Origin of the sequence: Streptomyces angustmyceticus, assembly GCF_040701845.1 — a bacterium.
GTDB lineage: Bacteria > Actinomycetota > Actinomycetes > Streptomycetales > Streptomycetaceae > Streptomyces > Streptomyces angustmyceticus_A.
In genome coordinates, this window is the sequence record NZ_JBFBHQ010000005.1 from 53,522 (window position 1) to 79,389 (window position 25,868).

At 73.1% G+C, this 25,868-nt stretch carries 22 protein-coding genes and 1 other RNA gene; 15 read left to right on the plus strand and 8 right to left on the minus strand.

Annotated elements, in window-relative coordinates; all coding sequences use genetic code 11:
- Positions 1–382: 382 nt before the first annotated feature.
- From AB0411_RS13495 to AB0411_RS13510, 4 genes are all read right to left on the minus strand, one after another.
- A complete protein-coding gene (locus tag AB0411_RS13495) occupies positions 383–1,324 on the minus strand; it encodes a carbohydrate ABC transporter permease (RefSeq protein WP_366417447.1) in 942 nt (313 codons plus the stop codon).
- A complete protein-coding gene (locus AB0411_RS13500; protein ID WP_366417448.1) occupies positions 1,321–2,682 on the minus strand; it encodes a carbohydrate ABC transporter permease in 1,362 nt (453 codons plus the stop codon). The genes AB0411_RS13495 and AB0411_RS13500 overlap by 4 nt, the downstream gene beginning before the upstream one ends.
- A 237-nt stretch (positions 2,683–2,919) precedes the next feature.
- The gene (locus tag AB0411_RS13505; protein WP_366417449.1) at positions 2,920–4,302 is read right to left on the minus strand and encodes an ABC transporter substrate-binding protein; all 1,383 of its coding nucleotides are present in this window, start codon (positions 4,300–4,302) and stop codon (positions 2,920–2,922) included.
- 354 nt (positions 4,303–4,656) lie between these two features.
- Positions 4,657–8,220 carry an FtsK/SpoIIIE domain-containing protein gene (locus AB0411_RS13510; RefSeq protein ID WP_366417797.1) on the minus strand — a complete coding sequence of 1,188 codons (3,564 nt, stop codon included), beginning with the start codon at positions 8,218–8,220 and terminating at the stop codon, positions 4,657–4,659.
- A gap of 492 nt (positions 8,221–8,712) precedes the next feature.
- Here AB0411_RS13510 and AB0411_RS13515 point away from each other — a divergent pair, with 492 nt between their 5' ends.
- The 4 genes from AB0411_RS13515 to AB0411_RS13530 all read left to right on the plus strand — a co-directional run bounded on the left by AB0411_RS13515 (position 8,713) and on the right by AB0411_RS13530 (position 14,423).
- Complete coding sequence (locus tag AB0411_RS13515) at positions 8,713–10,350, plus strand: serine/threonine-protein kinase (RefSeq protein ID WP_366417450.1); 1,638 nt, start codon at positions 8,713–8,715, stop codon at positions 10,348–10,350.
- A gap of 337 nt (positions 10,351–10,687) precedes the next feature.
- A complete protein-coding gene (locus AB0411_RS13520; RefSeq protein ID WP_366417451.1) occupies positions 10,688–11,995 on the plus strand; it encodes a serine/threonine-protein kinase in 1,308 nt (435 codons plus the stop codon).
- Between the two features lie 167 nt (positions 11,996–12,162).
- Complete coding sequence (prfB, locus tag AB0411_RS13525; RefSeq protein ID WP_366417452.1) at positions 12,163–13,269, plus strand: peptide chain release factor 2; 1,107 nt, start codon at positions 12,163–12,165, stop codon at positions 13,267–13,269.
- 323 nt (positions 13,270–13,592) lie between these two features.
- Entirely contained in the window at positions 13,593–14,423 is an 831-nt protein-coding gene (locus AB0411_RS13530) for a hypothetical protein (protein WP_366417454.1), read from the plus strand.
- Between the two features lie 102 nt (positions 14,424–14,525).
- Here AB0411_RS13530 and AB0411_RS13535 read toward each other — a convergent pair whose 3' ends face one another.
- A complete protein-coding gene (locus AB0411_RS13535) occupies positions 14,526–14,720 on the minus strand; it encodes a hypothetical protein (RefSeq protein ID WP_366417456.1) in 195 nt (64 codons plus the stop codon).
- A gap of 250 nt (positions 14,721–14,970) precedes the next feature.
- On the opposite strand from AB0411_RS13535, the gene ftsE reads away from it, so the two are divergent.
- From ftsE to AB0411_RS13575, 8 genes are all read left to right on the plus strand, one after another.
- Entirely contained in the window at positions 14,971–15,660 is a 690-nt protein-coding gene (gene ftsE / locus AB0411_RS13540) for a cell division ATP-binding protein FtsE (protein WP_018091242.1), read from the plus strand.
- A 32-nt stretch (positions 15,661–15,692) separates the two neighbouring features.
- Complete coding sequence (gene ftsX, locus AB0411_RS13545) at positions 15,693–16,607, plus strand: permease-like cell division protein FtsX (protein ID WP_366417457.1); 915 nt, start codon at positions 15,693–15,695, stop codon at positions 16,605–16,607.
- A 68-nt stretch (positions 16,608–16,675) separates the two neighbouring features.
- Positions 16,676–17,893 carry a S41 family peptidase gene (locus AB0411_RS13550; RefSeq protein ID WP_366417458.1) on the plus strand — a complete coding sequence of 406 codons (1,218 nt, stop codon included), beginning with the start codon at positions 16,676–16,678 and terminating at the stop codon, positions 17,891–17,893.
- An 18-nt stretch (positions 17,894–17,911) separates the two neighbouring features.
- Positions 17,912–18,409 (plus strand): SsrA-binding protein SmpB, encoded by a 498-nt coding sequence (gene smpB / locus AB0411_RS13555; protein ID WP_350251211.1) that lies wholly within the window; start codon positions 17,912–17,914, stop codon positions 18,407–18,409.
- A gap of 122 nt (positions 18,410–18,531) precedes the next feature.
- Positions 18,532–18,901: a transfer-messenger RNA gene (gene ssrA, locus AB0411_RS13560) on the plus strand.
- A gap of 252 nt (positions 18,902–19,153) precedes the next feature.
- Positions 19,154–19,453 (plus strand): hypothetical protein, encoded by a 300-nt coding sequence (locus AB0411_RS13565; protein ID WP_366417459.1) that lies wholly within the window; start codon positions 19,154–19,156, stop codon positions 19,451–19,453.
- Complete coding sequence (locus AB0411_RS13570; protein WP_366417460.1) at positions 19,453–20,409, plus strand: WXG100 family type VII secretion target; 957 nt, start codon at positions 19,453–19,455, stop codon at positions 20,407–20,409. Before AB0411_RS13565 ends, AB0411_RS13570 begins: the two co-directional genes overlap by 1 nt.
- Positions 20,406–21,089: a hypothetical protein gene (locus AB0411_RS13575; protein ID WP_366417461.1), complete on the plus strand. Its 684-nt coding sequence runs from the start codon at positions 20,406–20,408 to the stop codon at positions 21,087–21,089. Before AB0411_RS13570 ends, AB0411_RS13575 begins: the two co-directional genes overlap by 4 nt.
- On the opposite strand, the gene AB0411_RS13580 is transcribed toward AB0411_RS13575, so the two are convergent.
- Positions 21,082–22,368, minus strand: coding sequence for an MFS transporter (locus AB0411_RS13580; RefSeq protein ID WP_366417462.1), 1,287 nt, complete (start codon positions 22,366–22,368; stop codon positions 21,082–21,084). The genes AB0411_RS13575 and AB0411_RS13580 overlap by 8 nt on opposite strands.
- A gap of 130 nt (positions 22,369–22,498) precedes the next feature.
- On the opposite strand from AB0411_RS13580, the gene AB0411_RS13585 reads away from it, so the two are divergent.
- Both AB0411_RS13585 and AB0411_RS13590 read left to right on the plus strand, forming a co-directional pair.
- On the plus strand, positions 22,499–23,473 hold the full coding sequence (locus AB0411_RS13585) for a LysR family transcriptional regulator (RefSeq protein WP_366417463.1): 975 nt from the start codon (positions 22,499–22,501) through the stop codon (positions 23,471–23,473).
- A 135-nt stretch (positions 23,474–23,608) separates the two neighbouring features.
- Positions 23,609–24,148, plus strand: coding sequence for a DUF4232 domain-containing protein (locus AB0411_RS13590; RefSeq protein ID WP_366417464.1), 540 nt, complete (start codon positions 23,609–23,611; stop codon positions 24,146–24,148).
- Between the two features lie 6 nt (positions 24,149–24,154).
- On the opposite strand, the gene AB0411_RS13595 is transcribed toward AB0411_RS13590, so the two are convergent.
- Positions 24,155–24,415: a DUF397 domain-containing protein gene (locus AB0411_RS13595; protein WP_366417465.1), complete on the minus strand. Its 261-nt coding sequence runs from the start codon at positions 24,413–24,415 to the stop codon at positions 24,155–24,157.
- A complete protein-coding gene (locus AB0411_RS13600) occupies positions 24,412–25,197 on the minus strand; it encodes a helix-turn-helix transcriptional regulator (protein WP_366417466.1) in 786 nt (261 codons plus the stop codon). The genes AB0411_RS13595 and AB0411_RS13600 overlap by 4 nt, the downstream gene beginning before the upstream one ends.
- Positions 25,198–25,350: 153 nt before the next feature.
- Between AB0411_RS13600 and AB0411_RS13605 the strand changes: the two genes are divergently transcribed.
- A complete protein-coding gene (locus tag AB0411_RS13605; protein ID WP_366417467.1) occupies positions 25,351–25,755 on the plus strand; it encodes an ATP-binding protein in 405 nt (134 codons plus the stop codon).
- Positions 25,756–25,868 lie beyond the last annotated feature (113 nt).

A 25,868-nucleotide genomic window follows, 5' to 3' on the forward strand; every position in this document is an offset into this window, starting at 1 on the left:
TGTGCCGGCGCGGTCTGCCGTGGATGTGCCCCCGATGCCGGTATTCCGGTATGCGGGTGTTCCGGCCGGCGGGAATGCGGTGATGCATCTGCTGTTGTCGGCACCGGGGCGCAGCGAGGTGCACGCGGCACCCCTGCGGCAGTGGTGCGGAATCTGTGCAGTTGTGGACGCGCCCGGCGTCCTGGCCGCCACGCAGGGGCGCGGCCTCGCGGGGACCGGGGCGCCCTCGCTCCGGGCGAGCGGCGTACGGGCGGCACCCGGGCGGTCTCCACGACACACCCCTGACCCACCATGCGGGGCACGGCGGCGACGTCATCGTAGGCGCAGCAACATGAACGGCAGATGACCGGCGGACGGGCACCGGCGGTCCCCGGTGCGGAGCTCACTTCACCGCGCCGGCCATCACACCCGAGACGAACTGACGCTGGAAGGCGAAGAACACGATCAGCGGCACCACCATCGACACGAACGCGCCGGGCGCCAGCACATCGATGTTGTTGCCGAACTGCCGCACCTCCTGCTGCAGCGCGACCGTGATCGGCGGATGCCCGCTGTCCGCGAAGATCAACGCCACCAGCATGTCGTTCCACACCCACAGGAACTGGAAGATCCCCAGCGAGGCGATCGCCGGACCGCCCAGCGGCATCACCACACGGGTGAACAGCCGCAGCTCACCCGCCCCGTCCAGCCGCGCCGCCTCCAGCAGCTCCCGCGGGATCTCGGCGAAGAAGTTCCGCAGCAGGAACACCGCGAACGGCAGCCCGAAAGCCGTATGGAACAGCACCACCCCGGCCGTCGTCTCGAAGAGCCCGACCGCCCCGAACAGCTTGGCCACCGGGATCAGCGCCACCTGCACCGGCACCACCAGCAGCCCCACGACGACCAGGAACCAGCCGTCCCGGCCGGGGAAGTCCATCCACGCGAACGCATAACCGGCCAGCGACCCGATGACCACGACCAGCACCGTCGCCGGCACGGTGATCGCCGCCGTGGTCAGCAGGGAGCCCATCACCTTGTCGTCCGACAGCAGCCGGCTGTAGTTGTCCCAGGTGATCTGCGCCGGCTGGGCGAAGACCCGCCACCAGCCCGACCCGGCGATGTCCTGCGGGCCGCGCAGCGAGGACAGCAGCAGCCCCACCGACGGCATCAGCCAGAACAGGGCCACCAGCACCAGGAAGATCCGCAGCACACCGCCGCCGGCCCGCGCCGCGAGCCGGGCCGCGAACGGCCGCCGACCCCGCCCCGCCCGTCCGCCGCCCCGGCCCGCCCCTCCGGCGCCCGCCCCGGGACGCCCGTCCGGCACGACACCCTCCACGGTCGTCATCGGCGACGCTCCTTCCGTATGCGCCGGAGATTGACGTACATCACCGGCAGCACGAGCAGCAGCAGGAACACGGCGATCGCACTGCCCAGCCCCTCGTCGACATCGGTGCCGAACGACGACTGGAAGAGCTGCAGCGCCAGCACGTTCGCGGACCGGATGCTGGAGCCCGGCGCGATGATGTAGACCAAGTCGAAGATCTTCAGCACATTGATCATGAGGGTGACCAGCACCACCACCAGAACCGGCGCCAGCAGCGGCACCGTGATCCGGCGGAACACCTGCCACTCGCCCGCCCCGTCCACCCGCGCCGCCTCCAGCAGCTCCCGCGGCACCCCCGCCAGCCCCGCCGCGATCAGCACCATCGCGAAACCGGCCCACATCCAGACGTACGAACCGATGATGGCCGGCGTGACCAGCGCCGGACCCAGCCACTCCACACCGCCGTAGGCCTCCGCGAAGTCCGCCGCCGGCAGCCGCAGCCGGGCGCCGTCCGCCCCGGCGGGCAGCACATAGGTGCCGTCGGCCGCCGTCGTCGCCGAGGCGACCACCCGACCGCCCCTGACCGCCTCCACCGTCAGCCCCGCCAGCGCCTTCTCGTTGCCGTCCACCACCCCCGGGCGCCCGCCGCCACCACGGGTGAAGTCCAGCCACACGGTGCCCGTGACCCGCCCCGGCCGGGCCCCGGCCACCGCCGCCGGCCGCGCGCCCCGCACATCCCCAGGCTGGACGGCGACCAGCGGCAGATTCACCGCCGACCCCGCCCGCACGGCCGAGCGCGTGGCGAACCCCCCGCCGCCGGACGGCGCCAGAACGGACCCCGGCCGCGGCCTGGCACCCGGGAACGGCGCCGGATCGGCGAAGGTGTCATGGATGCCGACCCACACCGCGTTGGCGACCCCGCGCTCCGGATCCTGGTCGTAGACCAGCCGGAAGATGATCCCGGCCGCCAGCATCGAGATCGCCATCGGCATGAACACGATCAGCTTGAAGGCGGTGCCCCACCGGATCCGCTCGGTCAGCACCGCGAAGACCAGCCCCAGCACCGTCGACACCGTCGGCGCCACCACCACCCAGACCACGTTGTTCCGCAGCGCCGTACGGATGCCGTCGTCCGAGAACATCGCCCCGTAGTTGCCCAGCCCCACGAAGCCGTCCCCGGACGCGTCGAACAGGCTCCGGTACACGGAGAACACGATCGGATAGACCACCAGCGCCCCGAGCAGCAACAGCGCCGGCAGCAAAAACACCGCGGCGGTCCACCGCCGGGCGCCCAGGACCCCGCCCCGGCGCCCGCCACCGCCGCCGCGCCCCCCGCCCGCGCTGCTGCCACTCGCCCTGCTGCCCTGTACGGCGCTCATCGTGACGGTCCCCCGTTCCCGGTCGACACGGTCGGCGGCACATGCCCGGTGCCGGACGGCTCCGGCACTCCCTGCCCGGACGGCTTCACGCACTCAGCCGCTCAGCGCCCGGGCGGGGCGGCACACTCCGCGCCCGAGCGGCCCGGCGCATCCCACGCCCCTCAGGCCCCTCAGGCCCCTCAAGGCCCCTCAGGCCCCTCAAGGCCCCTCAGGCCCCTCAAGGCCCTTCAACGACCCTCAGCGCCCGAACGACTTCGCGGCGTCCTTCTCCAACCGGGCCTGGGTGCCCGCGACATCCTCGGGGTTCTTCAGGAAGTCCTGCAGGTCCTTCCACTCGCCCTGCCCCGGCTTCCCGCCGAAGGAAGCGGGCGCCTGGTCCGACATGTCGAAGCGGAAGTCGTCACCCGCCGCGATCAGCGCCTTGGCGATCTCACGCATCACACCGTCGGCGTACGCCGCCTGGTCGAGCGCCTTGTTCGGCGAGAGGAACCCGCCCGCCTGCGCCCAGATCTTGGCGGCGTCCGTCGACGCCAGGAACGTCAGCAGCGCCTGCGCGGCCTTGGAGTCCTTGAGGGCCACCGCCACATCGCCGCCGGTCACCACCGGCGACTTGGCGCCCACCGCCGGGAACGGGAAGACCTTGGCGTCCGTACCGACCTTGGCCTTCGTCTGGGCGATGTTGGCCGCGGCGAAGTCGGCCGACGAGACCATCGCGGCCTTGGGGGTGTCCCCGCTGAACGTCTGGGTCACCGACGTCGGGAAGTCCGTCTGCAGCGCACCGGAGGTGCCGCCCGCGAGCAGGTCCTTACGGCCGAAGAGCTGACCGAGCGTGGTCAGCGCCTGCTTGACGGAGGGATCCGTCCACTTGATCTTGTGCTGCGCCAGCCGGTCGTACTTCTCCGGCCCGGCCTGGGACAGATAGACGTTCTCGAACCAGTCGGTCAGCGTCCAGCCGTCCGACCCGCCCACCGAGACCGGCTCGACGCCCGACTCGGACAGCGTCTGCGCCGTCTTGAGGAAGTCCCGCCAGGTCGTCGGCTCCTTGGCGCCCGCGGTGTCGAACGCCCGGGCGTTGTACCAGACCAGCGACTTGTTGCTGGCCTTGAAGTAGACGCCGTACGCGGTGCCCTTGTGGGCGCCGAGATCCTGCCAGCCCTTGGTGTAGTTCTTGGCGAGCTGCGCCTTGGCGGCGCCGCCGAGCGGCTTGAGCCAGCCCTTCTCGGCGAACTCGCCCAGCACACCGACCTGCTGGAGCATCGCCACGTCCGGCGGCCCGCCCCCGGCGATCTTGGAGCCGATGAAGCCGGCCATGTCGTCGCCACTGGGCACGAAGTCGACCGTGGCGCCGGTGCGCTTCTCGAACTCGTCCAGCACCTTGACGAAGTTCTCCCGCTCGGGCCCCGTCCAGACCGCGGTGACCTGCAACTTCTGGCCCTTGAGCTGGGGGAGGCGCACGGTGGGGGCGGTGCTGCCCCCCTTGGCGGCGCCGCCGCCGTTGTCCTTCGTGCCGCCGCCGCTGCCACACGCCGCCAGCACCAGGGCGAGCGCCGAGGCCGCCGCCACAGCGGTCGTGGCACGTACCGTCCTGCGGTCGAACGTGCCGTCGAGTCGTCCGCGCATCCCCGTAGCCCCCTATCGCCGCGCCTGCCGTGCCGGTGCCGAGGGGGCCGTGCCACGTCGTGCCGCGGCGCCCCTGCCGTGCCGTTCGCGTCCTGCCGTTCGCGTCGTGCCCTGCGGTGGTGCGTGATCGCGCTGCGCCTCGTCGTGCTCTGCGGTGTCCGACAGTCCTACGCCCTGCCCCCGACCACCGCAATACCGCCTCCCCCACCAACTCCCCTTTCGTGACGGTGCCGTTATGGCGGGAGGGGGCGCTGGGGGCGTACGGCGCGGGCCCGCGCGCCGGGCCTCACGGCAAGGGCGCTTCGCGCAGGAGTGAATTGCCCAGGGGCGAATTGCGCAGGGTGGGGCGGCAGGTCACAGCAGGGGTGGGGTGGCCGCCGCGCCCGAGGACTGGGCGGCCCGCTGCAGGGCGCTGGCGAGCAGGGCCAGGTCCGTCGGGCCGTTGCCCAGCTCGCGCAGCGGGCGCCGGGCCGGCGGGTCGCCCATCCGCTGCCACTCCAGCGGCACGACCGTCGGCCGGAGGGTGGACGTCCGGGGTATCCGGCCGGTCACCCGGCCCGCCTGGAACGGCGTCGAGGAGCCGTCCGCCGCGCGGTGCAGCCGTCCGCGGCCCGGGGGCACCGGCTCGGACGGATCGTCGAGGGCGCCCAACTGGACGCGCAGGCCGGACCGTTCGCTGGTCGCGGTCTCCGCCGTACGGTCCGGGTGGCCGGTGGCGGCTATCAGGTGGACCCCGAGCGCCACCCCGTCCCGGGCCACCGCCTCCAGGGCGCGCACCACGGAGCCGGCGGCGGGCCGGCCGGTGCTGCCGAGGGCGGGGGCGACCAGGGCGTCGAAGTCGTCGACGAGCACGAAGAGGCGGGGCATCGGTGCGGCCGCGGCGGGTGCGCCCTCCGGGTCGGCCGCGCCGGTGGGGGACGGGCCGGTGGCGGGGGCGCTGCGGGGGGCGCGGAGGCGGAGGGTTCCGGTGGTGGACGGGTCCGCCTCTGCGCCGCCGCCCGTTCCACTATCACGGCAACGATTACGGTGAGTAATCGGTTCCTGCTCTCCGTCACCATCGGCGCGGCTCTCGGCCGGGCGGCGCGGGGCGACGATGCGGGGAGCCGGCAGGTGCTTGGCGCGCCATTCGGAGAACGGGGTGCCGGCGAGTATTTCCGCCCGCCGCTTGAGTTCGGAGGAGAGCGCCTGGGCGAACTCCCGCATGCGGACCGGGTCCGAGGCGGCGAGGTGGGTCGTGACGTGCGGCAGGTCGGTGCAGACCCGCAGCCCTTCACCGCGTTCGCTGCCGCCGCCGTCCACCAGCACCAGCGACAGCAGGTCCGGGCGGTCGGCGGCCGCCAGCGAGGCGGCCAGGGAACGCAGCAGTTCGGTCTTGCCGGTGGCCGCCGCGCCCTCCACGACGAGGTGTGAGCCGTCGGCGGCGAGGTCGGCACAGAGCGGGCCGTGCGGTCCGGCGCCGAGTACCGCGGCGGCGGCGGGCCGGTCGGTGTCCAGCGCGGCGGCCCAACGGGCCATCAGGGAAGCCGGGGTGGCGCGGGCCAGCCCCAACTCGTCCAGCAGCCGCGCCGCGTCGGGCAGCGGGACGGCCGCGCGCGGCGCCCGGCCGCCGGCCGCGGCCGCCGTGTCGCTTTCGCGCAGCGGCGCCAGCGCCCGAGCGAACCGCTCGGCCCAGGCGCCGGAGACCGCGTCCACCGTCGCGACGGTGCCGTTGGGCCCGGAGCCCGGCTGGACGACGCGCAGCGCCGTGGCGACGTCGCCGCTGAGCACCGCGACGGCCCCGCACTCGCCGAAGGCGGGCGACGCCGCCCGGGCCGCTTCGTACGTCGCGGCCAGTGGGAAGGCGGGGGAGGCGGCCGGGGTCTCGGCCAGGCACAGGAGGTGGATGCCGGCCGCCGGGCCGCCCGCGGCGAGCCGGGCGGTGGTCTCGCGCAGCGCGGAGCTCCCGGGGTCGCCGTCGACGATCACGAGGGTGGACGGGCCCCGGTGGCGGGCGGCGGCGGAGGCGATCTCGGCGCGTTCGGCGCTGGCCCAGCCGGGGCCCAGCGGGCCGTCGCCGAGCCGGCGCACCAGCTCGGAGGTGCGGGCCGCGGCCTGTTCGGGGTCGTAGGCGAGGAGCAGCCGGCAGTCCTGGCCGTGGGCCGGGCGGACGTGCGGCAGCCAGCCGAGCCAGGACCACTGCGCCACCCGTTCCTCGGCGGGGCGGGAGCGGTCCGTGCTGATCAGTACGAGGTCGAGGGTGCCGGGGGAGTGCAGGGCCGTGAGCTGGGCGAGGGCGGCGCGGGCCAGTCCGGTCAGCCGGGCGCGCGGCCCGGCGAGGCCGAGGGAGCCCGCCCGGCGCAGGTCGACGGTGACCGGCGCGGCGGTCCGGCCGCCGTGCCGGGCGGCGGTCCCCAGCCGGACGGTCAGCGCGTCGGGGTGGTCCGGGCCGCGTTCCCAGAGCCGGGGGCCGGGCCCCAGCGCGGTGAGCAGGACGGCGGCGGCATCGGGCCAGCGTTCGTCCGCGGCCGGCCCGGAGAGCGTTTCGGGCGCCGGGGCGCCGTCGGGGGTGTCCGGGAAGGCCGGCCGGGAGGCGCCGGCCGGTTCGTACTCCGCCGTGAAGGCGTCGGCCGGCCGCTCCACGGCGGGCCGGCCACCGGCCAGTCGCCGGGCCCAGGCGCCGATGCCACCCCGCCGCCCGCCTTTGCGGCTTGCGTCCTCGACCGGTGCCAAGGACTGCTGCCCGCCGTGCGTCGGGTCCTGCGCACCGGTCGGGAAGCCGTCGCCGTGCTCCCGTACGCCGGGGCCCAAGCCGTCGGCCGGGCCGCCGGCGGGGGCGCGGTCGTAGATGTGGCCCGTGGAGGCACCGGGGAAGGGCGGAGCGGCGGCGCCGTGCTCGGCGCCCCGGCCGGGGGCGTCGTACCGGGCCGGGGTGCCGCGCAGGGGCGTGTCCCGCCGGCCCGGTACGACACCGCCCGGTGCCTGCGCGGAGGCGGGGGTGGTGGGCGTGGCAGGGGCGGAGACACCGGTGGCGGGCGCGGGATCGGCCGCGCCGTCCGTCGCCCGGCCGCGGCCCCCGGCTCCCGCGTAGCCGCCGTCGGCCGCCCGGGCGCGGCTCCCGGCTCCCGTAAAGGCGCCCCCCGCGGCGGAGGTGGCTCCCCGCGGACCCACTGCCTCTCCGTGCTGCGCGTATTGCTGCTGCCCGTACTGCCCGTACTGCCCGTGTCCCGGTGTCCGGCCCGCCGCTGCCGCCTCCGGGGCCGGACCGGCGCTTCCCGGGGCGATCCGCAGATGACCCTCGCCATCGGGGGCGGCCGGCAGGGCGGGGTCGGGGGCGGTGGGGGCGGACTGGAGGCGCAGGGCGGATTCGCCGATGCGCAGCAGGGCGCCGGGGCGCAGCGGGGCGGGCCGCTCGCCGAGGTCGGTGCCGTCCACGGCGGTGCCGTTGGTGGAGTGCAGGTCGGCGACGTACACCGCGCCGTCCGGTTCGACGGTGACGGCGCAGTGCAGCCGGGACACGTCGGGGTCGTCGAGGGGGACGTCGGCGTCGGCGGAGCGGCCGATGCGGATCTGGCCGCCGTGCAGCAGGTGCACGCCGCCGGCGTCGGGTCCGGAGACGACACGCAGGCGGGCGGAGCCGTGCGGCAGGCCGTGTGCCGGGGCGGGGCCCGGGGCCTGGAGGGAGAGCACCGCGCCGTCGATCAGCGGGGGTTCGCCGAGTGCCGCGCGCTGCGGATCGAGGCGTTCGGGTCCGGCGTAGAGCACGACGGGGCCGCTGCCGCCGCCCGCGCCGCCGACGTCCGCACCCGAGCCGGCCACGGAGGCCGCGAGCGAGCCCGCCACCGCCGCCAGGGCGGTCCCGGCGGGGGCCGTCACGAGCACGTCGCAGGTCCGTGTGGTGTGGCCGCTGCGCGGCCCGAGGACGGTCAGCCGGATCTGCATCGCCGTCAACGGTCCCTTCTGCCGGGATCCGGCAGGGGCCCGCACACTCCCCCCACCGCACCCGGGCACGTCGGCACGTACAAGTCCCAAGTGCACGTCGCGACAAGGGCCGCGCGCCCCCACCGCATCGTGCTGGGTGCATCCTCGCACCTGCCACTGACAACACGCCCGCCGACCGCCATTCAGTGATCTTGATTGGTCTTCTAAGGGCGAAAAAGTGCCTGCTTGCGTGCCGTGCCCGGCCTGTTTGCGACTGCCGTGGTCAGCTCGGAGCGGTCCGCGGCAGGATGGGGCCGGCCGGCCCCGGCACCGGTCGGGCGCGGCAGGCAACCATCCGTTCCGGAAGTGCGTCTTCCCCACAAGTCCGTCCCGGGCCGCCGGACCGAAAAGTTTGTACGACGGCACTACAGTGGGTCGGACGGGCCGCGCGGAGTTGATCAGCTGAACCCGGCGGGCCGGCAAGAGAGCCATCACGACCAGGGAGCGCATGACGTGCGGCCGGTAGGCAGCAAGTACCTGCTCGAGGAGCCGCTGGGACGCGGTGCCACGGGCACCGTCTGGCGTGCCCGCCAGCGGGAGACGGCGGGCGCCGAGGCCGCCGTGGCAGGAGAGCCCGGTGAGACGGTCGCGATCAAGGTCCTCAAGGAGGAGCTGGCGCACGACCCGGACGTGGTGATGCGCTTCCTGCGGGAGCGCTCCGTCCTGCTGCGCCTGACCCACCCCAACATCGTCCGCACCCGCGACCTGGTCGTCGAGGGCGATCTGCTCGCCCTGGTCATGGACCTGGTCGACGGCCCCGACCTGCACCGCTACCTGCGGGACAACGGCGCCCTCAGCCCGGTGGCCGCGTCGCTGCTCACCGCCCAGATCGCCGACGCGCTCGCGGCCAGCCATGCCGACGGCGTGGTGCACCGTGACCTCAAGCCCGCCAACGTCCTGCTCGCCGGGTCGGACGGCAGCGGCGAGATGCACCCGATGCTGACCGACTTCGGCATCGCCCGCCTCGCCGACTCCCCGGGCCTGACCCGCACCCACGAGTTCGTCGGCACCCCCGCCTATGTGGCGCCGGAGTCCGCCGAGGGCCGCCCGCAGACCTCCGCCGTGGACATCTACGGCGCCGGCATCCTGCTGTACGAGCTGGTCACGGGCCGCCCGCCGTTCGCCGGGTCGACCGCGCTGGAGGTGCTGCACCGCCACCTCAGCGAGGAGCCGCGCCGCCCCAGCACCCTCCCCGAGCCGCTGTGGACGGTCATCGAGCGCTGTCTGCGCAAGCGCCCCGAGGAGCGGCCCAGCGCCGAGAACCTCGCCCGCGCGCTGCGCACCGTGGCCTCCGGTGTCGGGGTGCACGCCACTCCGGCCGCGGCCGAGGCCGCGCTCGGTGTCGCCGCGCTGCTCGCCCCCGACCCCGCGCCCGCGACCGTTCCCGGGACGGGCGCGGACGGTGCCCAGGCCGGCGGGGGCGACGCCGACCCCACCCAGGTGCTGCCGTCCGGTGCCGGGTCCTACGACCCGGCGGCGGCCACCAGCGTGCTGCCGTCCACGGGCGGCCCCGGCGGCCAGGGCGCCGACCCGACCCGCGCGATGCCGCCGATGCCCATGGGCGCACCGTCCGGCGGACCGCAGGACCCCGACGGCCCCCATCCGTGGCAGTCGCAGATGCGGGCCGCGCGCGACCGCAACGAGCAGACCCAGGTGCAGTACCTGGATCCTTCCGAGGACCCGCTGCGCCGCCGTCCGCAGCGCCAGGCCGCTCCCCAGCAGCCGCCGCAGCGCCCGCAGCAGCCGCAGTACCGGCAGCCCGCTCCGCCGCCGTACGCCCAGCAGCAGCCGCAGGCGCCCCAGCGCCGCCAGGAGCCGCCGCCGCAGCGCTACGAACCGCAGCGCCCGCCCGCCCCGGAGCCCCGGCCCCGGCGCGAGCCCCGTCAGCGCAGCGCCAACCCCATGAAGATCCCGGGGCTGGGCTGTCTCAAGGGCTGCCTGTTCACGCTGATCCTGCTGTTCGTGGCGGCGTGGCTGGTCTGGGAGCTGACCCCGCTCCAGGAGTGGATCGGCACGACACGGGGCTTCTTCTCCCAGGTCGGGCACGTCTTCCACAGCGTGCAGCGCTTCGTGGAGAAACTCGGCGGCTGACCCGCCCGCCCGTGGGCCCGCCGCGGTCCGCGGGCGTCCGTGCACCCGTGCGCGCTCCTTACCGGGCCCGTGCCGCCTGTCCGCAGGCCGGCCGGGCCCGCGGCGTTTCCGGGCTCCGGGGTGCCGGTGCCGCCGGGCCCCGGTGCGTCACTGCGCCGACGTGCCGGACCGCCCTGTGAAGCGACCCAGTTGATTTGTCGACTTCCGACGGACAATTTCGCTCACAGAAGTGAAGGTTGCCACGTTCCGGGGCACGGAACCCCCTGGCACCCGCGTAGCTTTGACGCCAACCTCAGCCCCCGCAGGACGCTCGGGGGCCCGACACGTCGGAGCAGTCTTGGCACGGAAGATCGGCAGCCGGTACACCGCCCACCAGATCCTGGGGCGGGGCAGTGCCGGCACGGTATGGCTGGGCGAGGGCCCCGAAGGGGCCGTGGCCATCAAGCTGTTGCGCGAGGATCTCGCCTCCGACCAGGAACTCGTCGGCCGCTTCGTGCAGGAGCGGGCGGCGTTGCTGAGCCTGGCGGACCCGCATGTCGTCGGCGTCCGCGACCTCGTCGTCGACGGCAACGACCTGGCGCTGGTCATGGACCTCGTGCGGGGCACCGACCTGCGCACCCGGCTGGAGCGCGAACGCCGGCTGGCCCCGGAGGCGGCCGTCGCCATCGCCGCCGACGTCGCCGACGGGCTGGCCGCGGCGCACGCCGCGCGGATCGTGCACCGTGACGTCAAGCCGGAGAACGTCCTGCTGGACATGCAGGGGCCGCTGGGCCCCGGCGGCGCGCACCCCGCCCTGCTCACCGACTTCGGCATCGCCCGGCTCGTCGACTCGCCGCGCCGCACCCTCCAGCCCCCGGCCGGGGGGAGCTCCGGCGCGCTCCGCTCGGCCAAGGTCATCGGCACCCCCGACTACCTCGCCCCGGAGATCATCGAGGGCCTTCCGCCGCGCGCCTCCGTGGACGTCTATGCGCTGGCGACCGTCCTGTACGAGCTGCTCGCCGGGTTCACGCCGTTCGGCGGCGGGCATCCCGGGGCGGTGCTGCGCCGCCATGTGACCGAGAGCGTGGCGCCGCTGCCCGGCATCCCGGACGAGCTGTGGCAGCTGCTGCTGCAGTGCCTGGCCAAGGCGCCGGCCTCCCGGCTGCGCGCCCCGGAGCTCGCCGCCCGGCTGCGCGAGCTGCTGCCCGGCCTGGTGGGCATCCCGCCGCTGGACATCGACGAGCCGGAGGACGAGCAGGCCGAGGACGAGCCGGAGAGCGCCGCCGCCTCCCGCGAGGAGCCGTTCTACCCGGCGGTGCCCGCGGGGGATGCCACCCCGCCGCGCGGCGCGGTCCCGCTGGTCCAGGGCGCGGTCCCCGACTCCAACCGGGAGACGCACACCAGCATGCGGGTGCCGGGCCCGGACGAGCTGGCGGGCGGCGCCCACGGCACCGCCCGTGCCCCGCGCGCCGCCGGGGAGCGCCGGGCGGGCTCGGCCCGGCACCGCTCGTCGCCGGACGCGGTGCGCCGCCGCCGGATCCGGCTCGGCGCGGCCGCCGCCGCGGTGGTCGTGGCGGCGGGCCTGGGCGGCTGGCTGGCCTCGGGCGACGACTCGGCGGGGGACGCCACACCGGGCGTCCACCAGCCGGAACCCGACACTCCGTGAGCGCCCGCCGCGCGCCGGCCGGGCCCGGGGGACGGCCGCCCGGCCCGGCACCGGCCGGTGTACGGGGCGGCGGGCGGCCCGCCGGGGACCGGCCGTCCGCGGTGACCGGCGGACCGGACCTGGCGGGGCCGGGTCACGCTGACGGTGGCAGCCGTTAGGCTGGGTGCGTGGCAGTCGTCGATGTATCCGAAGAGCTGAAGTCCCTCTCCTCGACCATGGGGTCGATCGAGGCCGTCCTGGACCTCGACAAGATGAGGGCCGATGTCGCCGTGCTCGAGGAGCAGGCCGCGGCGCCGTCCCTGTGGGACGACCCGGAGAACGCACAGAAGATCACCAGCCGGCTGTCCTACCTCCAGGGCCAGCTGCGCAAGGCCGAGGACCTGCGCGGCCGGGTCGACGACGTCGAGGTGCTCTTCGAGCTCGCCGAGGCCGAGGGCGACGAGGACGCGCGGGCCGAGGCCGAGGCCGAGCTGACCGCCGTCCGCAAGGCCGTCGACGAGCTGGAGGTCCGCACCCTCCTGTCCGGCGAGTACGACTCCCGTGAGGCGGTCGTCAACATCCGCGCCGAGGCCGGTGGCGTGGACGCCGCCGACTTCGCCGAGAAGCTGCAGCGGATGTATCTGCGCTGGGCCGAGCGGCACGGCTACAAGACCGAGCTCTACGAGACCTCGTACGCGGAAGAGGCCGGCATCAAGTCGACCACCTTCGCCGTCCAGGTCCCCTACGCCTACGGCACGCTCTCCGTCGAGCAGGGCACGCACCGCCTGGTGCGCATCTCGCCGTTCGACAACCAGGGCCGCCGCCAGACGTCGTTCGCCGGTGTCGAGGTGCTGCCCGTCGTCGAGCAGACCGACCACATCGAGATCGACGAGTCCGAGCTGCGGGTCGACGTCTACCGTTCGTCCGGCCCCGGCGGCCAGGGCGTCAACACCACCGACTCCGCGGTCCGGCTGACGCACATCCCCACCGGCATCGTCGTCTCCTGCCAGAACGAGCGCTCGCAGATCCAGAACAAGGCGACCGCGATGAACGTCCTCCAGGCCAAGCTCCTCGAGCGCCGCCGCCAGGAGGAGCAGGCGAAGATGGACGCGCTCAAGGGCGACGGCGGCAACTCCTGGGGCAACCAGATGCGTTCGTACGTCCTGCACCCCTACCAGATGGTCAAGGACCTGCGGACCGAGTTCGAGGTCGGCAACCCCACCGCTGTGCTGGACGGCGACATCGACGGCTTCCTGGAGGCCGGTATCCGCTGGCGCAAGCAGCAGGAGAAGTAGCGGATCCGCGCGCTCCGTACGTGAAACAACTGCCTCCTTCAGGGAGGCAGTTGTTTTTGCTGTGGCGGTTTGGTCACAGTCGTATGTCCATGTACCGCCCACCGCTTGGCAATTCGGGCATCGGGACTTTATTCGACCTTGACGATAGTGGCCGAACTGGGAAGGCTGAGCGCGGCATGCGTATGTCTGGGGCGCGTGTAGGAACGGGGATTGGAGCGGCCCGCCCGTAATGGCGGCGCCGAAGCTCGTGCACCCCGACATCGGCTCGTCGCCCCGCGCAACGGTGCTCCAATGACGAGTTCAGCTACTGGGGGTAGCAGTACATGACGAAGAAGACGCGGCTGCGCGTAGCGCGCATTGCGGCCGGCGCAGTGATTGCGGCCGGTGCGTCGCTCACCGCCGCCGGCGCCGCCTCCGCCGCCAGCCCGGGTGAGACCCCGGGCCAGGGCGGCGGGTTCATCGGCGGCCTTGTCGGCGGGCTGATCGGCGGTGACTCCGGCGGTGACTCCTCGACCGGTGGTGACTCCTCGACCGGTGGCGACGACAGCACCGGCGGCGAGATCGGCGGCAGCGTCGGTGGCGACGAGACCATCGGTGGCACCGCCACCGGCGGCGACGACAGCACCGGCGGCTCGACCACCGGTGGCGACGAGACCACGGGTGGCTCGACCACCGGCGGCGACGAGACCACCGGCGGTTCCACCACGGGTGGCGACGAGACCACGGGTGGCTCGACCACCGGCGGCGACGAGACCACGGGTGGTTCCACCACCGGCGGTCACGAGACCACGGGTGGTTCCACCACCGGCGGCGACGAGACCACCGGCGGTTCCACCACCGGCGGTCACGAGACCACGGGTGGCTCGACCACCGGCGGCACCACCGGCGACCAGACCGGTGGCAGCAGCACCGGTACCGGCACCGACAACGAGGGCACCAAGCCGATCGAGCAGCCCGGCCAGGGCAAGGAGCAGATCGCTGACACGCCCGGCAAGGCGAAGCAGCAGGCCAAGGGCGGTGAGCTGGCGGAGACCGGTTCCTCCGGCACCACCTTCCTGCTGATCGGCGCCGCGACGATGATCGCGGGCGGTGTGGGCTTCCGTATGCTGCCCCGCCTGATCAACAAGAACGGCGGCGGCGCCGCGGCGGCCTGACGCTGACGCGCCACAAGCTGGAGGGGCCCGGGACGCACTGCGTCCCGGGCCCCTCGGCGTCGGCAGCGACCGTACCCGGCCGGAAAGGGTCTCGTACGGGTGTCAGACAGCCTGGTGGAGCAGTACGGACACCGCGATCAGCACGATCATCAGTGCCACCAGCATTGCTGGGCTGAGCTGGGCGAACATGCCGCCCGCTTGCTGCTGAAGACGTTCTCTGCTCGCCCGGCACACGGGGCAGCGGCCCTCGCTCACAGGGGCCGCGCAATTGGCGCACACCAGTCGGTCGTACGTCATGCGACCTCCTTCTCCACTGCACCAACGCACCGGGGGGCGCATTGGTTCCCTCTTCCACTGTGCCAGCACATCGCCGGAACGGCGCGTCCCGCGGGATTGTGCGCCCTTTTGTCCTGTAGGTGCCGTGAATAAACGCACCAACCCCCTACGCCGACTGCGCCGCCGCGCGAGGTTCGCGTATGGTCACGCACACCGACGGGAGCCGCAACTCGGCAACCGTGCCCCTATTCAGGTCGACCGTGGTGCATCAGTGATCCGATTCGACAACGTCTCCAAGACTTACCCGAAGCAGAACCGCCCTGCACTCAGGGACGTCTCGCTCGAGATCGAGCGCGGCGAGTTCGTCTTCCTGGTGGGGTCCTCGGGCTCCGGTAAGTCCACCTTCCTGAGGCTGCTGCTGCGCGAGGAGCGCGCCAGCCACGGCCATGTGCACGTCCTCGGCAAGGACCTCGGGAAGCTCTCCAACTGGAAGGTCCCGCAGATGCGGCGCCAGGTGGGCACGGTCTTCCAGGACTTCCGGCTGCTCCCCAACAAGACTGTCGGGGAGAACGTCGCCTTCGCCCTCGAGGTGATCGGCAAGCCGCGCGGCCAGATCCGCAAGACGGTTCCCGAGGTCCTCGAACTCGTCGGCCTCGGCGGCAAAGAGGACCGTATGCCCGGTGAGCTCTCCGGTGGTGAGCAGCAGCGCGTCGCCATCGCCCGGGCCTTCGTCAACCGGCCCATGCTGCTCATCGCGGACGAGCCCACCGGCAACCTCGACCCGCAGACCTCGGTCGGCATCATGAAGCTGCTGGACCGGATCAACCGGACCGGTACGACGGTGGTCATGGCCACCCACGACCAGCAGATCGTCGACCAGATGCGCAAGCGGGTCATGGAACTCGAAAAGGGCCGGCTCGTACGCGACCAGTCGCGCGGCGTGTACGGCTACCAGCACTAAGCGTGTACGGCCCCCAGCACTGAAAGGACGCCATGCGCGCCCAGTTCGTCCTGTCGGAGATCGGCGTCGGTCTCCGCCGAAACCTCACGATGACCTTCGCCGTCATCGTCTCCGTAGCCCTCTCGCTCGGCCTGTTCGGCGCCTCGCTGCTGATGCGCGACCAGGTCAGCACGATGAAGGGCTACTGGTACGACAAGGTCAACGTCTCCATCTTCTTCTGCAACAAGAACGACGCCGACACCGGTGCCAACTGCGCCAAGGGCGCCGCCACCCAGCAGCAGAAGAACGACATCAAGGCCGAGCTCGACCGGCTGCCGATCGTGCAGAAGCCGGTGGTGTACGAGTCCAGCGACCAGGCGTACAAGCACTACAAGGAGCAGTTCGGCGACACCCCCGTGGCCGGGCTGGTCACCCCCGACCAGCTTCCGGAGTCCTTCCGCGTCAAGCTCAAGGACCCGACGAAGTACACCGTCATCAAGTCGGCGTTCTCCGAGCGGCCCGGCGTCCAGGAGGTGCAGGACCAACGGGACACCGTCGAGCCGCTGTTCAACCTCCTCAACGGCATGAACATCGCCGCGCTGGTCGTGATGGGGCTGATGCTGGTCGTTGCGCTGATGCTGATCGTCAACACCGTGCGGGTGTCGGCGTTCAGCCGGCGGCGGGAGACCGGGATCATGCGGCTGGTGGGAGCGTCCAGCTTCTACATCCAGATGCCGTTCATCCTGGAGGCCGCCATCGCGGGCCTGCTGGGCGCCGCCTTCGCCTGTGTGCTGATCGTCGGCGGCAAGTACGTCCTCGTCAACAACTGGCTGGCGAAGAAGATCCAGGTGATCAACTTCATCGGCTGGGACTCGGTGGCTGCGGTCCTCCCGCTGGTCCTCCTGATCGGGCTGCTGATGCCCGCGCTCGCCGCGTTCTTCGCGTTGCGCAAGTACCTCAAGGTGTGAGCTTTGCCAAGGGGCGCCGTACGGTCAACTTGCCGTACGGCGCCCTTTTGTCCCCTAGACTCACCGGCATGTCGGGCCCGTGTTCGTACGACCGGCCCCGCCGCATTCGCCGCGGGGCGGCCCTGACGTTGTTCCTCGCGAGCGTGCTCGCCACCGGCGCCGCGACCGGCACCTGGAGCGAGGGCGCGCAGGACTCGGCCCGGCGGCCCGCCCCGGACGGCAGGGCCCTCGCCGCACACGCACCCCACTCCGCCACCGCGGACCGCGCGGCCGTCGAACGGGCCGCCGCCGAGGCCGTCGCGGACGGCAAGTCCGGTGCCCAGGCCGCCGCCGACGTCGTCAGCCGCAGCGGCGACCGCTGGTCGACGATCTACAGTCCCGGCGAGTTCAAGGACTTCCAGGCGCAGTTGGACGGCGGCTATGTCGGCGTCGGGCTCTGGGTCCGGCAGGCGCCGCACGGCCGGATCGAGGTGTCGCGGGTGCAGCCCGGCGGCCCCGCCGCGCGGGCCGGTGTCGCCGTGGGCGACCGGCTGCGCGCCGTGGACGGCCGCGCCTCCCGGGGCGCGCCGGTCACCGAGGTCGTCGCCCGGCTGCGCGGCGCCGCCGCCGGCGCGAGCCGCGGCCCGGCCGCTGTCGGCAGCCCCGTGACGCTGGACCTGCAGCGCGGCACCCGCCGCTGGTCGGCCACCTTGCACCGCACCCGGCTCAGATCCCGCAACGTCGTCGTCGACCGCCCCGCCGGCGCGCACGGCCCGACCCGCGTCAAGATCGCCGCGTTCGCCAAGGGCACCGGCGCCGCGGTCCGCCGGGCGGTGCGCGACGCCTCCCCGGAGGGCGGCATGCTGCTCGACCTGCGCGGCAACACCGGCGGCCTGGTCACCGAGGCCGTGGCGGCCGCGTCCGCCTTCCTCGACGGCGGCCTGGTCGCGACGTACGACGTCCGCGGCAGCCAGCGCGCGCTGTACGCCCGCCGCGGCGGCAACACCCGTCTCCCGCTGGTCGTCCTCGTCGACGGCGGCACGATGAGCGCCGCCGAGCTGCTGTCCGGCGCGCTCCAGGACCGGGGGCGGGCGCTCGTGGTGGGGTCGCGGACCTTCGGCAAGGGCTCGGTGCAGATGCCCAGCACGCTGCCGGACGGTTCGGTCGCCGAGCTGACCGTCGGCCACTACCGGACCCCGGCCGGCCGGAACCTCGACGGCGGCGGACTCACCCCGGACGTCGTCGTGGGCAGCGGCGCGGAGAAACGGGCCCGCACAGTATTGAGTGGCCTCGGGGGCGGGGCGTAGTGCGAAAATGGCCGCACTATGGCTAAGGACAAGGGCAAGGACAAGACCCCCGGGCGCAAGCTCGTGGCGCAGCACAAGAAGGCGCGGCACGACTACCTCATCCTGGACACCTACGAGTGCGGCCTGGTGCTGACCGGCACCGAGGTGAAGTCGCTGCGGCAGGGCCGGGCGTCGCTGGTGGACGGTTTCATCCAGATCGACCGGGGCGAGGCCTGGCTGCACAACGTACACATCCCCGAATACGCCCAGGGCACCTGGACGAACCACAGCGCGCGGCGCAAGCGGAAGCTGCTGATGCACCGCGTGGAGATCGACAAGCTGGAGGCCAAGAGCCAGGAGTCGGGGCACACGATCGTGCCGCTGGCCCTCTACTTCAAGGACGGCCGGGCCAAGGTCGAGATCGCCCTGGCCAAGGGCAAGAAGGAGTACGACAAGCGGCAGACGCTCCGCGAGCAGCAGGACCGCCGGGAGACGGACCGCGCGATCTCGGCGGCGCGGCGGCGGCAGCGGGCCTGACCGGCCCCCGCGGGACCGTTCCGGCCGGTCGCGGCGGAATACGCTGGCAAGGGCGCGCGTTGTTCCCGTACGATGGCATCGCACCCCACGAAGGGGTGTGCACCACCTTGATAAATCAACATGGGGATGATCGGTTTCGACAGCGGATGTCGAAGCAGGGGAAGCGAGTCGAGGAAGCGGCAATGATCTCGTTAACCATATGTCGCAACCAATAATCGCCAACACCAAGCGCGATTCCTTCGCCCTCGCTGCCTAAGTAGCGACTTGCGAAGTGTCAGCCCGGGGCTGTTCCCGACCCGGATCCTGGCATCAGCTAGGGAACTAAACTTCTAGACCCGGTCACGGGGTCTAGGAGGAAATCAAACAGTGGCTGAGCCCGTCGGAGACTTGTCCGCGTGATCTCCGGGGCCGAGAAAATCGCAGCGGACTGCACTCGGAGAAGCCCTGATTCCGCACCGTTGGACGCGGGTTCGATTCCCGCCATCTCCACTCATCCCATGTGAGGCCCAGGCCCCGCTGTCCCACCGGACAGCGGGGCCTGAGTCGTTTTCTCCCCCCGATTTTTCCCCGGGGGGAGTTTTTACGGGTTTCCGGTCGGTGAAGAATTCGGCCCCATATGCGAGCTTCCGGCCGTGTGGCGGGGAAATGCCCCAGAGGTGTTTGACGAATCCTTGACCCCGGGTGTGTCATTGCGCGGTAAAGCGAAGGCAATGGCCGAGCAACGGGGGAGCAATGGGTCAGGGCATGGACGTCGAGAGCGAGGCGCTGCGCCGCTATGCCCGCGCGGCGGAGAGCGCGGCGGACCGGATCGACAAGATCCGCAAGCGGACGGCCGGGCTGGATCTGTCGGACGGAGTGTTCGGGCAGCTGCCCGAGGCGAACGGCCTGCGGGCCGACTACATCGAGCAGAAGGAGCAGTCGGGCACCGACCTCGAAGGGGCCGGCGAGATGCTGCGGTCCATCGCCGACGCGGTCCGCGGCTCCGCCGACCACTACGACGCCAACGAAGAGGAGACCGCGCGCGGCTTCGGGGGCGGCGCCTAATGGGCGCGGGGCAGGCGGCGTCGAGCGCCCTGGACCGGATCAACTACACCCTGGACTGGAGCAATCCGCTCGCCGCGACCCTCGACGAGATCATCAAGGGCGTCCTGACGCAGTGCGGCGCCGACGACTGGTTCGACTGGGTCACCGGCGACAGCGAGCTGCTGGAGGAGACCGCGCGGGAGTGGCGGAGCGCGGCGCGCGATCTGCGCGGGGTGGTCGAGGACCTGGTGGCGGAGCGCAAGGCCGTGCAGCACGCGTGGCAGGGCGACGCCGCCGAGGGGTTCGACCGGACCATGACGGACTTCGAGCAGGCGCTGCTCGGTGAGGCCGACGACATGGACACGGTCGCCGAACTCCTGGAGATGGCGGCGGCGGCCTGCGCCATGGCCGAACAGGCCATGACCGAACTCCTCGTGGAGATCGTCGAGGCGCTGATGGTCACCGCCGCCACGACGGCGATCCTCTCGCTGCTCACGGCCGGTGCCGCCGCGGCGATCGGGCCGATGGCGGGCGCGGCGAACGTCGCCTACCGGGCCGCGAAGGCCACCCGGATCGCCGCCAAGCTCGCCGACAAGCTCGCCGACCTCGCCAAGCGGACGCAGGCGCTGGCCAAGCTCTCCCGGCTCCGCCGGTACCTGCGGGGGCTGGACCGGGCGAAGATCAAGGAGTGGAAGGGCGCACGGCGGCGGATCGCCGGCGACCTGCTGCACGGCAACCGGCCCTCGGGCACGGATGTCGCCCAGTTCCTCGCCTGGAAGCAGGGCAAGAAGATCGCCAAGGGTGTCCTCGGGGTCGATCCCGGGGGTGCCCTGACGGGCGCGATGATCGAGAACGGTCCGGCGCTCGCGGAGGAAACAGTGGAGTACGAGGCGCGCCCGGAGCCGAAGAGCTTCGATGAGCGCATGGACGAGTCACCGGCGCGGGCCGAGCGTTCGGTGCGGGAGGCCTTCGGGTGACATTCGCCGACAAGCTGTGGACCGGGCTCAAGTCCGCCGTGGTGCCCGTGGACCGGCATGCGCTGGCCCGTGCGGCGACGGAGCGGGCGGCGGCCGTGCTGCCGCCCGGCGAGCGGGTCGTCGCCGGCCATCCGATCGAGGCGGGCGAACAACTCCCCGAGCCGCCCCGGCAGTTCCGCCATCAGGCGTTCGCGGCGCAGCGCACCGCCGGGGACCGGCTCGTCGACGGCATGGGCCGGGCCGAACGGGGACTGCACCGCCTCAATCCCGTCAATGCCGTGGTGGACCGGTTCGACGACCGCCACCACCGCGACACCCTCCAGCTGTCCGGCGGCTGGCAGAGCCTGGCCGGGCAGCTGGCGGCCGCGCTGCGGCCCCGCTGTTCGTTCCGGTACCTGTCGGTGCTGCTGGTGACCGAGCAGCATCTTCATGTGGTGCGGGTGCGGCTGGCCGGCAACCGGCGGGAGCCGATGGCCGGTGCACCGGCGGTGGAGCACGCGTGGCGGGCGGAGCGGCGGCAGGCGGCCTGGGTGCGCAACCGCACCGACGTGCGGCACGGCACGCACGAGGCCGGCTTCACGGACGGTTCCTGGGTGACGTTCGCCTTCACGGTCGGGGGGTACGGCCCGGTCGTGGACACCTTCCCGCGGCGGCTGCGGCACACGGACCCGCTCACCTGACGGGCGCCGGCGGGCGGTCCGTGCGACGGCCCGCCGTGACCAGGGCGACGGCCGCCGCGAGGGCGGCCGCCGTCGCGGGCACCCCGTAGGCGGCGCCCGCCCCGCCCAGGTGCTCGACCGCCCAGCCGCCGCCCGCCGACCCGGCCGCGATCCCGCCCAGCAGCGCGGTCACGGCGAGCGTCATGCCCTCGTTGAGCCGGCCGGGCGGTGTCAGCGCCTGGACGAGTCCCATGCCGGTGACCATGGTCGGCGCGGTCGCCATGCCGGCCAGGAGGAGCGCGACGGCCAGCGCCGCCGGGCTGCCCGTCGCGGCCGCGGGCAGCGGGAGCAGCATCAGGGCCGCCATCGCCGCGGTGCAGACGGGGAAGCGGCGGCCGGCCGGGCCCCTCGGGCGGCGCAGGCCGTAGAGGAGCCCCGCCGCGCAGGAGCCCGCCGCCTGCAGGGCCAGCATGCCGCCCGCCGCGGCCCGGATGCCGTGCCCGTCGGCGAAGGCGATCGTCACGACCTCCAGGGAGCCGAAGACCGCACCGGTGGCGAGGAAGCCGGCCAGGAGCGGCGGCAGCCCCGGCAGGCGCAGGGGGGAGCGGGTCCGGCCGGCGGCCGGTGCCGCCACCGGGGGTTCGGTGCGGCGCCGGCCCGCGAAGAGCAGCATCCCGGTCAGCAGCAGCGCCGCGGCCACCGCCGTGCCCGCCTCCGGGAAGAGGGTGGTGCACAGCAGCGTGGCGAGCACCGGCCCGAGCAGGAAGCACAGCTCGTCCGCGGCCTGTTCGAAGGAGTGGGCGGTGTGCCGGGCGGCCGGGTCGTCGCGGAAGAGGTGCGCCCAGCGGGCACGGGACATCCCGCCGGTGTTGGGGGTGGTGGCGGTGGCGGCACAGGAGGCGAAGAGGGTCCAGTCGGGCGCGCCGTAGTGGACGCACAGGAGGAGCGACAGCGAGCCGAGGACGGCGAGCGCGGTGGCCGGGACGGCGACACGGGCCTGCCCGTGGCGGTCGATCATCCGGGCCGTCCACGGCCCGACCAGTGCCGTCGCCGCCAGCCCGGTCGCGGTGACCGCCCCGGCCAGCGCGTACGAGCCGCGCGAACCGGCGATCATCAGCACCGCGCTGACGCTGAGCATCCCCATGGGAAGCCGGGCCAGCAGGTTGGCGGCCGTGAAGGCGCGGGTGCCGGGGAGGGCGAAGATCCGGCGGTAGGGGGCGAGGAAGCGGGGGCGGGCACGCCGAGGGACAGGGCGTACGGGCGGGGCCGTGACGGGCCGGGCGGCGAGGAAGAGGATCATGCCTCTACGGTCGTGGCCGCGGCCGCCGCCCGTCCAACACCTGATCAGGCCGCATTCACGCACCTGGGTTGTTGAATCGTCGCGGCCTTCGGAAGGGGCCAGAGGGGACCGGCCCTGCCAGGATGACCCGATGCCGTACGACACCGATCCGCGTCTGCTGCGCGCCTTCCTCGCCGTCGCCGAGGAGCTGCACTTCACCCGGGCCGCCGCCCGGCTGTACGTCGCCCAGCAGGCGCTGAGCCGCGACATCCGGCGCCTGGAGCGGGAGTTGGGCGCCGCGCTGTTCCTGCGCACCACCCGCCGGGTCGAGCTGACGGCGGACGGGACGCGGCTCCTGCCGTACGCGCGACGGGTGGTGACCGCCCACGACGAACTCGCCGACGCCTTCCGGCCCGCCCCCGAGCGGCCGCTGCTGGTCGATGTGGGCGTCCCGATCGGCACCGCCCACGGGGTGCTGGAGGCGGCCAGGGAGCGGGTGCCGGACAGCTGCGAGCTGGTCGCCCGCTTCCACAGCGGGCTGACCGGGGCGGCGGCGGAGATGGCGGACGGCCGGCTCGACGTCTCCTTCGGCCGGATCGCGGCGCTGCCGCCCGGGGTACGGGCCGGTCTCGACCATCAGCCCGTCAGGCTGGAGCCGATGGCGGTGCTGCTGCGCGAGGACCACCCGCTGGCCGCCCGGCCCGCCGTCCCCCTCGCGGAGCTGGCCGGCGAGACGCTCTACGCGGCCGCCGGCAACCCCCAGACCGCGGAGTGGACGGACCTGGCCGAGCGGCTCTTCGCCGGGCGCGGCATCGTCACCGCCGCGCCGTTCCCGGAGATCGAGGGCAAGCAGGAGTTCGTCCGGGTGGTGCGCAAGCGGGGCTGGTCGGTGCTGGCGAGCGTGGAGTTCATCGAGGTGCCGGGGATGGTGCTGCGGCCGCTGGTCGCTCCCGTGCCGCTCTCGCCGGTGTCCCTGGTGTGGCGGCGCGGGCTGCGGCATCCGGGCCTGGACGCGCTGCGGGCGGCCGTCCGCGAACTGGCCCGGGAGCGGCAGTGGTTGACGCCGCCCGGGAGTGCGTGGTGGCTCCCGGAGGCGGATGCGCGGGTGATGGGCGTACGCCGGTGACGACCGGGCGTACGCCGGTGACGACCGGGCGTCCGCGGCGGCGCAGGCAAGAATGTTCGGCGCCGAAGCAACCACGGACGCGCGAAATGTTTCCTTAACGGCAGGTAATTCTCTGCGGAACGAACAGGGGGAGCCGTGCGACGGCGTTCACTTCTCGCGGCGGTGGCGGCCGCGCTGACCTTGACCGTGGCGGCGGGCGTGGCCCTGACCGGCTGCGGCTCGGCGCGGATGGCGGCGCTGCACGCCAACTGCACGACCAAGGGCCTGCGCTGGAAGCTCACCGTCCTGAAGAAGAAGCCGCACAGCGAGCAGCGCGAGGCCCGGCTCTCCATCGCCAACAAGGGCGCGGGCCCCTGTGTGTTCCACGGCTTCCCGGCCTTCGAGGTCCATCTCGGCAAGGGCCCCGAGTCGGACGCCCGGGGGCACGGCAAGGCCCTGCCGATAGACCTGGGCCGCGGCGGCACCGTCACCGCCGCCCTGCGCTACCGGGACTGCCCCACGGGCACCCCGCCCGACCCCATCATGGTCACCAACGACCTGGCCGTGGTGTCCGCGCCGCGCGACTACCCCGGCCGGCAGGCGGTCGTGGCACGCGACGAGAAGGGCAAGCGCCTGCGGATGACCGTCTGCGCGGACCGGATATGGATGGACCCGCCGCGCGAGGCGGCCGAGTAGCCGCGGTTACGGGGCCGTTGCGACGGCGGCGGCCCGCGCCGCGTACGAGGTGAACGAGGCCCAGGCCCCCGGCGAGAAGTCGAGGTGCGGGCCCTCGGGGTCCTTGGAGTCGCGGACGTGGATGGTGGAGGGGTGGGCGGCGACCTCTACGCAGTTGCCGCCTTCGTCGCCGCTGTGGCTGGACTTGCGCCATTCGTAAGCCACTTCGAGGCAGTTGCCACCCTCGCTGCCGCTATGGCTGGACTTGAACCACGTCAGATGGGTCATCGCTCTCCTAGCAGCCGGTCCAGCAGACCCACGGTTTCCTCTGCGTTGAGAGCCTGCATTCGCAGCATTCCATATTTCTGAGCGAGGATGCTGACCTCATCGGCGTCCGAAGTCAGCTCGCTGCTGCGTTGCGCCTCGGTATAGGCCAAGTGTTGATGGTCGGGGGTTTCCAGCAGCACGAACGGTCCGTCGAGCCCGGCGTGAAGCTCGCGCTTCAGTGGCAGGATCTGAATGGATACGCCGGTGAGTTCCGCGCACTGACGCAGATGGGACATTTGGCCCCGCATGACCTCGCGACCCCCGATATTGCTCAGCAAGACTGCCTCGGAGAGGACGAAGCTGGCGGAGACGGGGTCCTGTTGGCGCAGGATCTGCTGACGCTCCAGTCGGTCCGTGACGCTCTGCTCGATCTTCTCCTCGCTGAGGTGCGGGATTTTGCTGCGGAACGTGGCGCCCGCGTATCCCTCGGTCTGCAGGAGGCCGGGGACGACACCGTTTTCGTAGCCGCAGAGGGAGATCGCCTCCTGCTCATAGGCGATGAACTCCTCGGCCCAGATCGGATACTTCTCCTTCGGCGGGAGCTTCGCCACCCCCGCCGCCAGTGCCCCGCCCGTGGTCAGGAGCTGGTCGAACTCGGTCGCCAGGTGTGGCATCAGGGCCCGCCTGCCCTGTTCGATGGAGGCGATGGTCTCCTCGGAGGCGGTGGAGCGGTCGGCGAGGCTGCGCTGGGTGAGGCCGGCGTTGATGCGGTACAGCGCCAGTTGGGCGCCGATGACTTCCATGGCTGCGGAGTGTCGGTTCCTGGGCTTCGTTCGCGGCTGCATGGCGTTCCACTCCCCGTACTTCGACGCCGGTGACCGTGTGCGCACCCGTACTCACCGCGAGTACGGGTGCACGCACTGTGCAGCATAGTTACTCAGTGCGACCGTCGCCGTATGAACGGAGAGATGCAACTCACCTGTCCACGCGAGCGGTTCTACCGGCGGGAGCGGCGATCGGTGCCGCTCGCGCGGGAGTTCGTGCGGGTGGCGCTCACCGAGTGGGGGGTCGGGGAGCGGGCGGACGCGGTGTTGCTGTGCGTGAGCGAGCTGGCGACGAACGCGCTGCGCCACGGGGTGCCGCCGGGGCGCGGGTTCCAGGTGTCCGTGTGGCCGCCGGCGGGCGGAGTGCTGCGGCTGGAGGTGCACGACAGCGGGGACGGGTGGCCGCGGGTGCGGACGGGCGCCGGGCCGGTGGACGAGGCCGGGCGCGGGTTGCTGCTGGTGGAGGCGCTGGCGGACAAGTGGGGGGTGGGGGAGCGGAGTCCCGGCAAGATCGTCTGGTGTGAGTTCGCTGTGTGAGTCCGCCGGGTGCGGGCGTCCCGTGCGGACCGCCCGGCCGCATCGCCCCCGCCCTCACCCGCCCGCGCCGCACCCGGTGAGCGCAAGGTTTCGTACGTGTCACCGGGCGGCAC

Excerpts from the sequence above, each read along its gene's own strand:
- AB0411_RS13505 (WP_366417449.1), bottom strand. The coding sequence starts at position 4,302 with ATGCGCGGACGACTCGACGGCACGTTCGACCGCAGGACGGTACGTGCC.
- AB0411_RS13585 (WP_366417463.1), top strand. The coding sequence starts at position 22,499 with ATGCCGTACGACACCGATCCGCGTCTGCTGCGCGCCTTCCTCGCCGTC.
- AB0411_RS13570 (WP_366417460.1), top strand. The coding sequence starts at position 19,453 with ATGGGCGCGGGGCAGGCGGCGTCGAGCGCCCTGGACCGGATCAACTAC.
- AB0411_RS13500 (WP_366417448.1), bottom strand. The coding sequence starts at position 2,682 with ATGAGCGCCGTACAGGGCAGCAGGGCGAGTGGCAGCAGCGCGGGCGGG.
- AB0411_RS13605 (WP_366417467.1), top strand. The coding sequence starts at position 25,351 with ATGAACGGAGAGATGCAACTCACCTGTCCACGCGAGCGGTTCTACCGG.
- AB0411_RS13580 (WP_366417462.1), bottom strand. The coding sequence starts at position 22,368 with ATGATCCTCTTCCTCGCCGCCCGGCCCGTCACGGCCCCGCCCGTACGC.
- ftsX (WP_366417457.1), top strand. The coding sequence starts at position 15,693 with ATGCGCGCCCAGTTCGTCCTGTCGGAGATCGGCGTCGGTCTCCGCCGA.
- AB0411_RS13600 (WP_366417466.1), bottom strand. The coding sequence starts at position 25,197 with ATGGAAGTCATCGGCGCCCAACTGGCGCTGTACCGCATCAACGCCGGC.
- AB0411_RS13495 (WP_366417447.1), bottom strand. The coding sequence starts at position 1,324 with ATGACGACCGTGGAGGGTGTCGTGCCGGACGGGCGTCCCGGGGCGGGC.
- AB0411_RS13535 (WP_366417456.1), bottom strand. The coding sequence starts at position 14,720 with ATGACGTACGACCGACTGGTGTGCGCCAATTGCGCGGCCCCTGTGAGC.
- smpB (WP_350251211.1), top strand. The coding sequence starts at position 17,912 with ATGGCTAAGGACAAGGGCAAGGACAAGACCCCCGGGCGCAAGCTCGTG.
- AB0411_RS13565 (WP_366417459.1), top strand. The coding sequence starts at position 19,154 with ATGGACGTCGAGAGCGAGGCGCTGCGCCGCTATGCCCGCGCGGCGGAG.
- AB0411_RS13510 (WP_366417797.1), bottom strand. The coding sequence starts at position 8,220 with ATGCAGATCCGGCTGACCGTCCTCGGGCCGCGCAGCGGCCACACCACA.
- AB0411_RS13530 (WP_366417454.1), top strand. The coding sequence starts at position 13,593 with ATGACGAAGAAGACGCGGCTGCGCGTAGCGCGCATTGCGGCCGGCGCA.
- AB0411_RS13595 (WP_366417465.1), bottom strand. The coding sequence starts at position 24,415 with ATGACCCATCTGACGTGGTTCAAGTCCAGCCATAGCGGCAGCGAGGGT.
- AB0411_RS13550 (WP_366417458.1), top strand. The coding sequence starts at position 16,676 with ATGTCGGGCCCGTGTTCGTACGACCGGCCCCGCCGCATTCGCCGCGGG.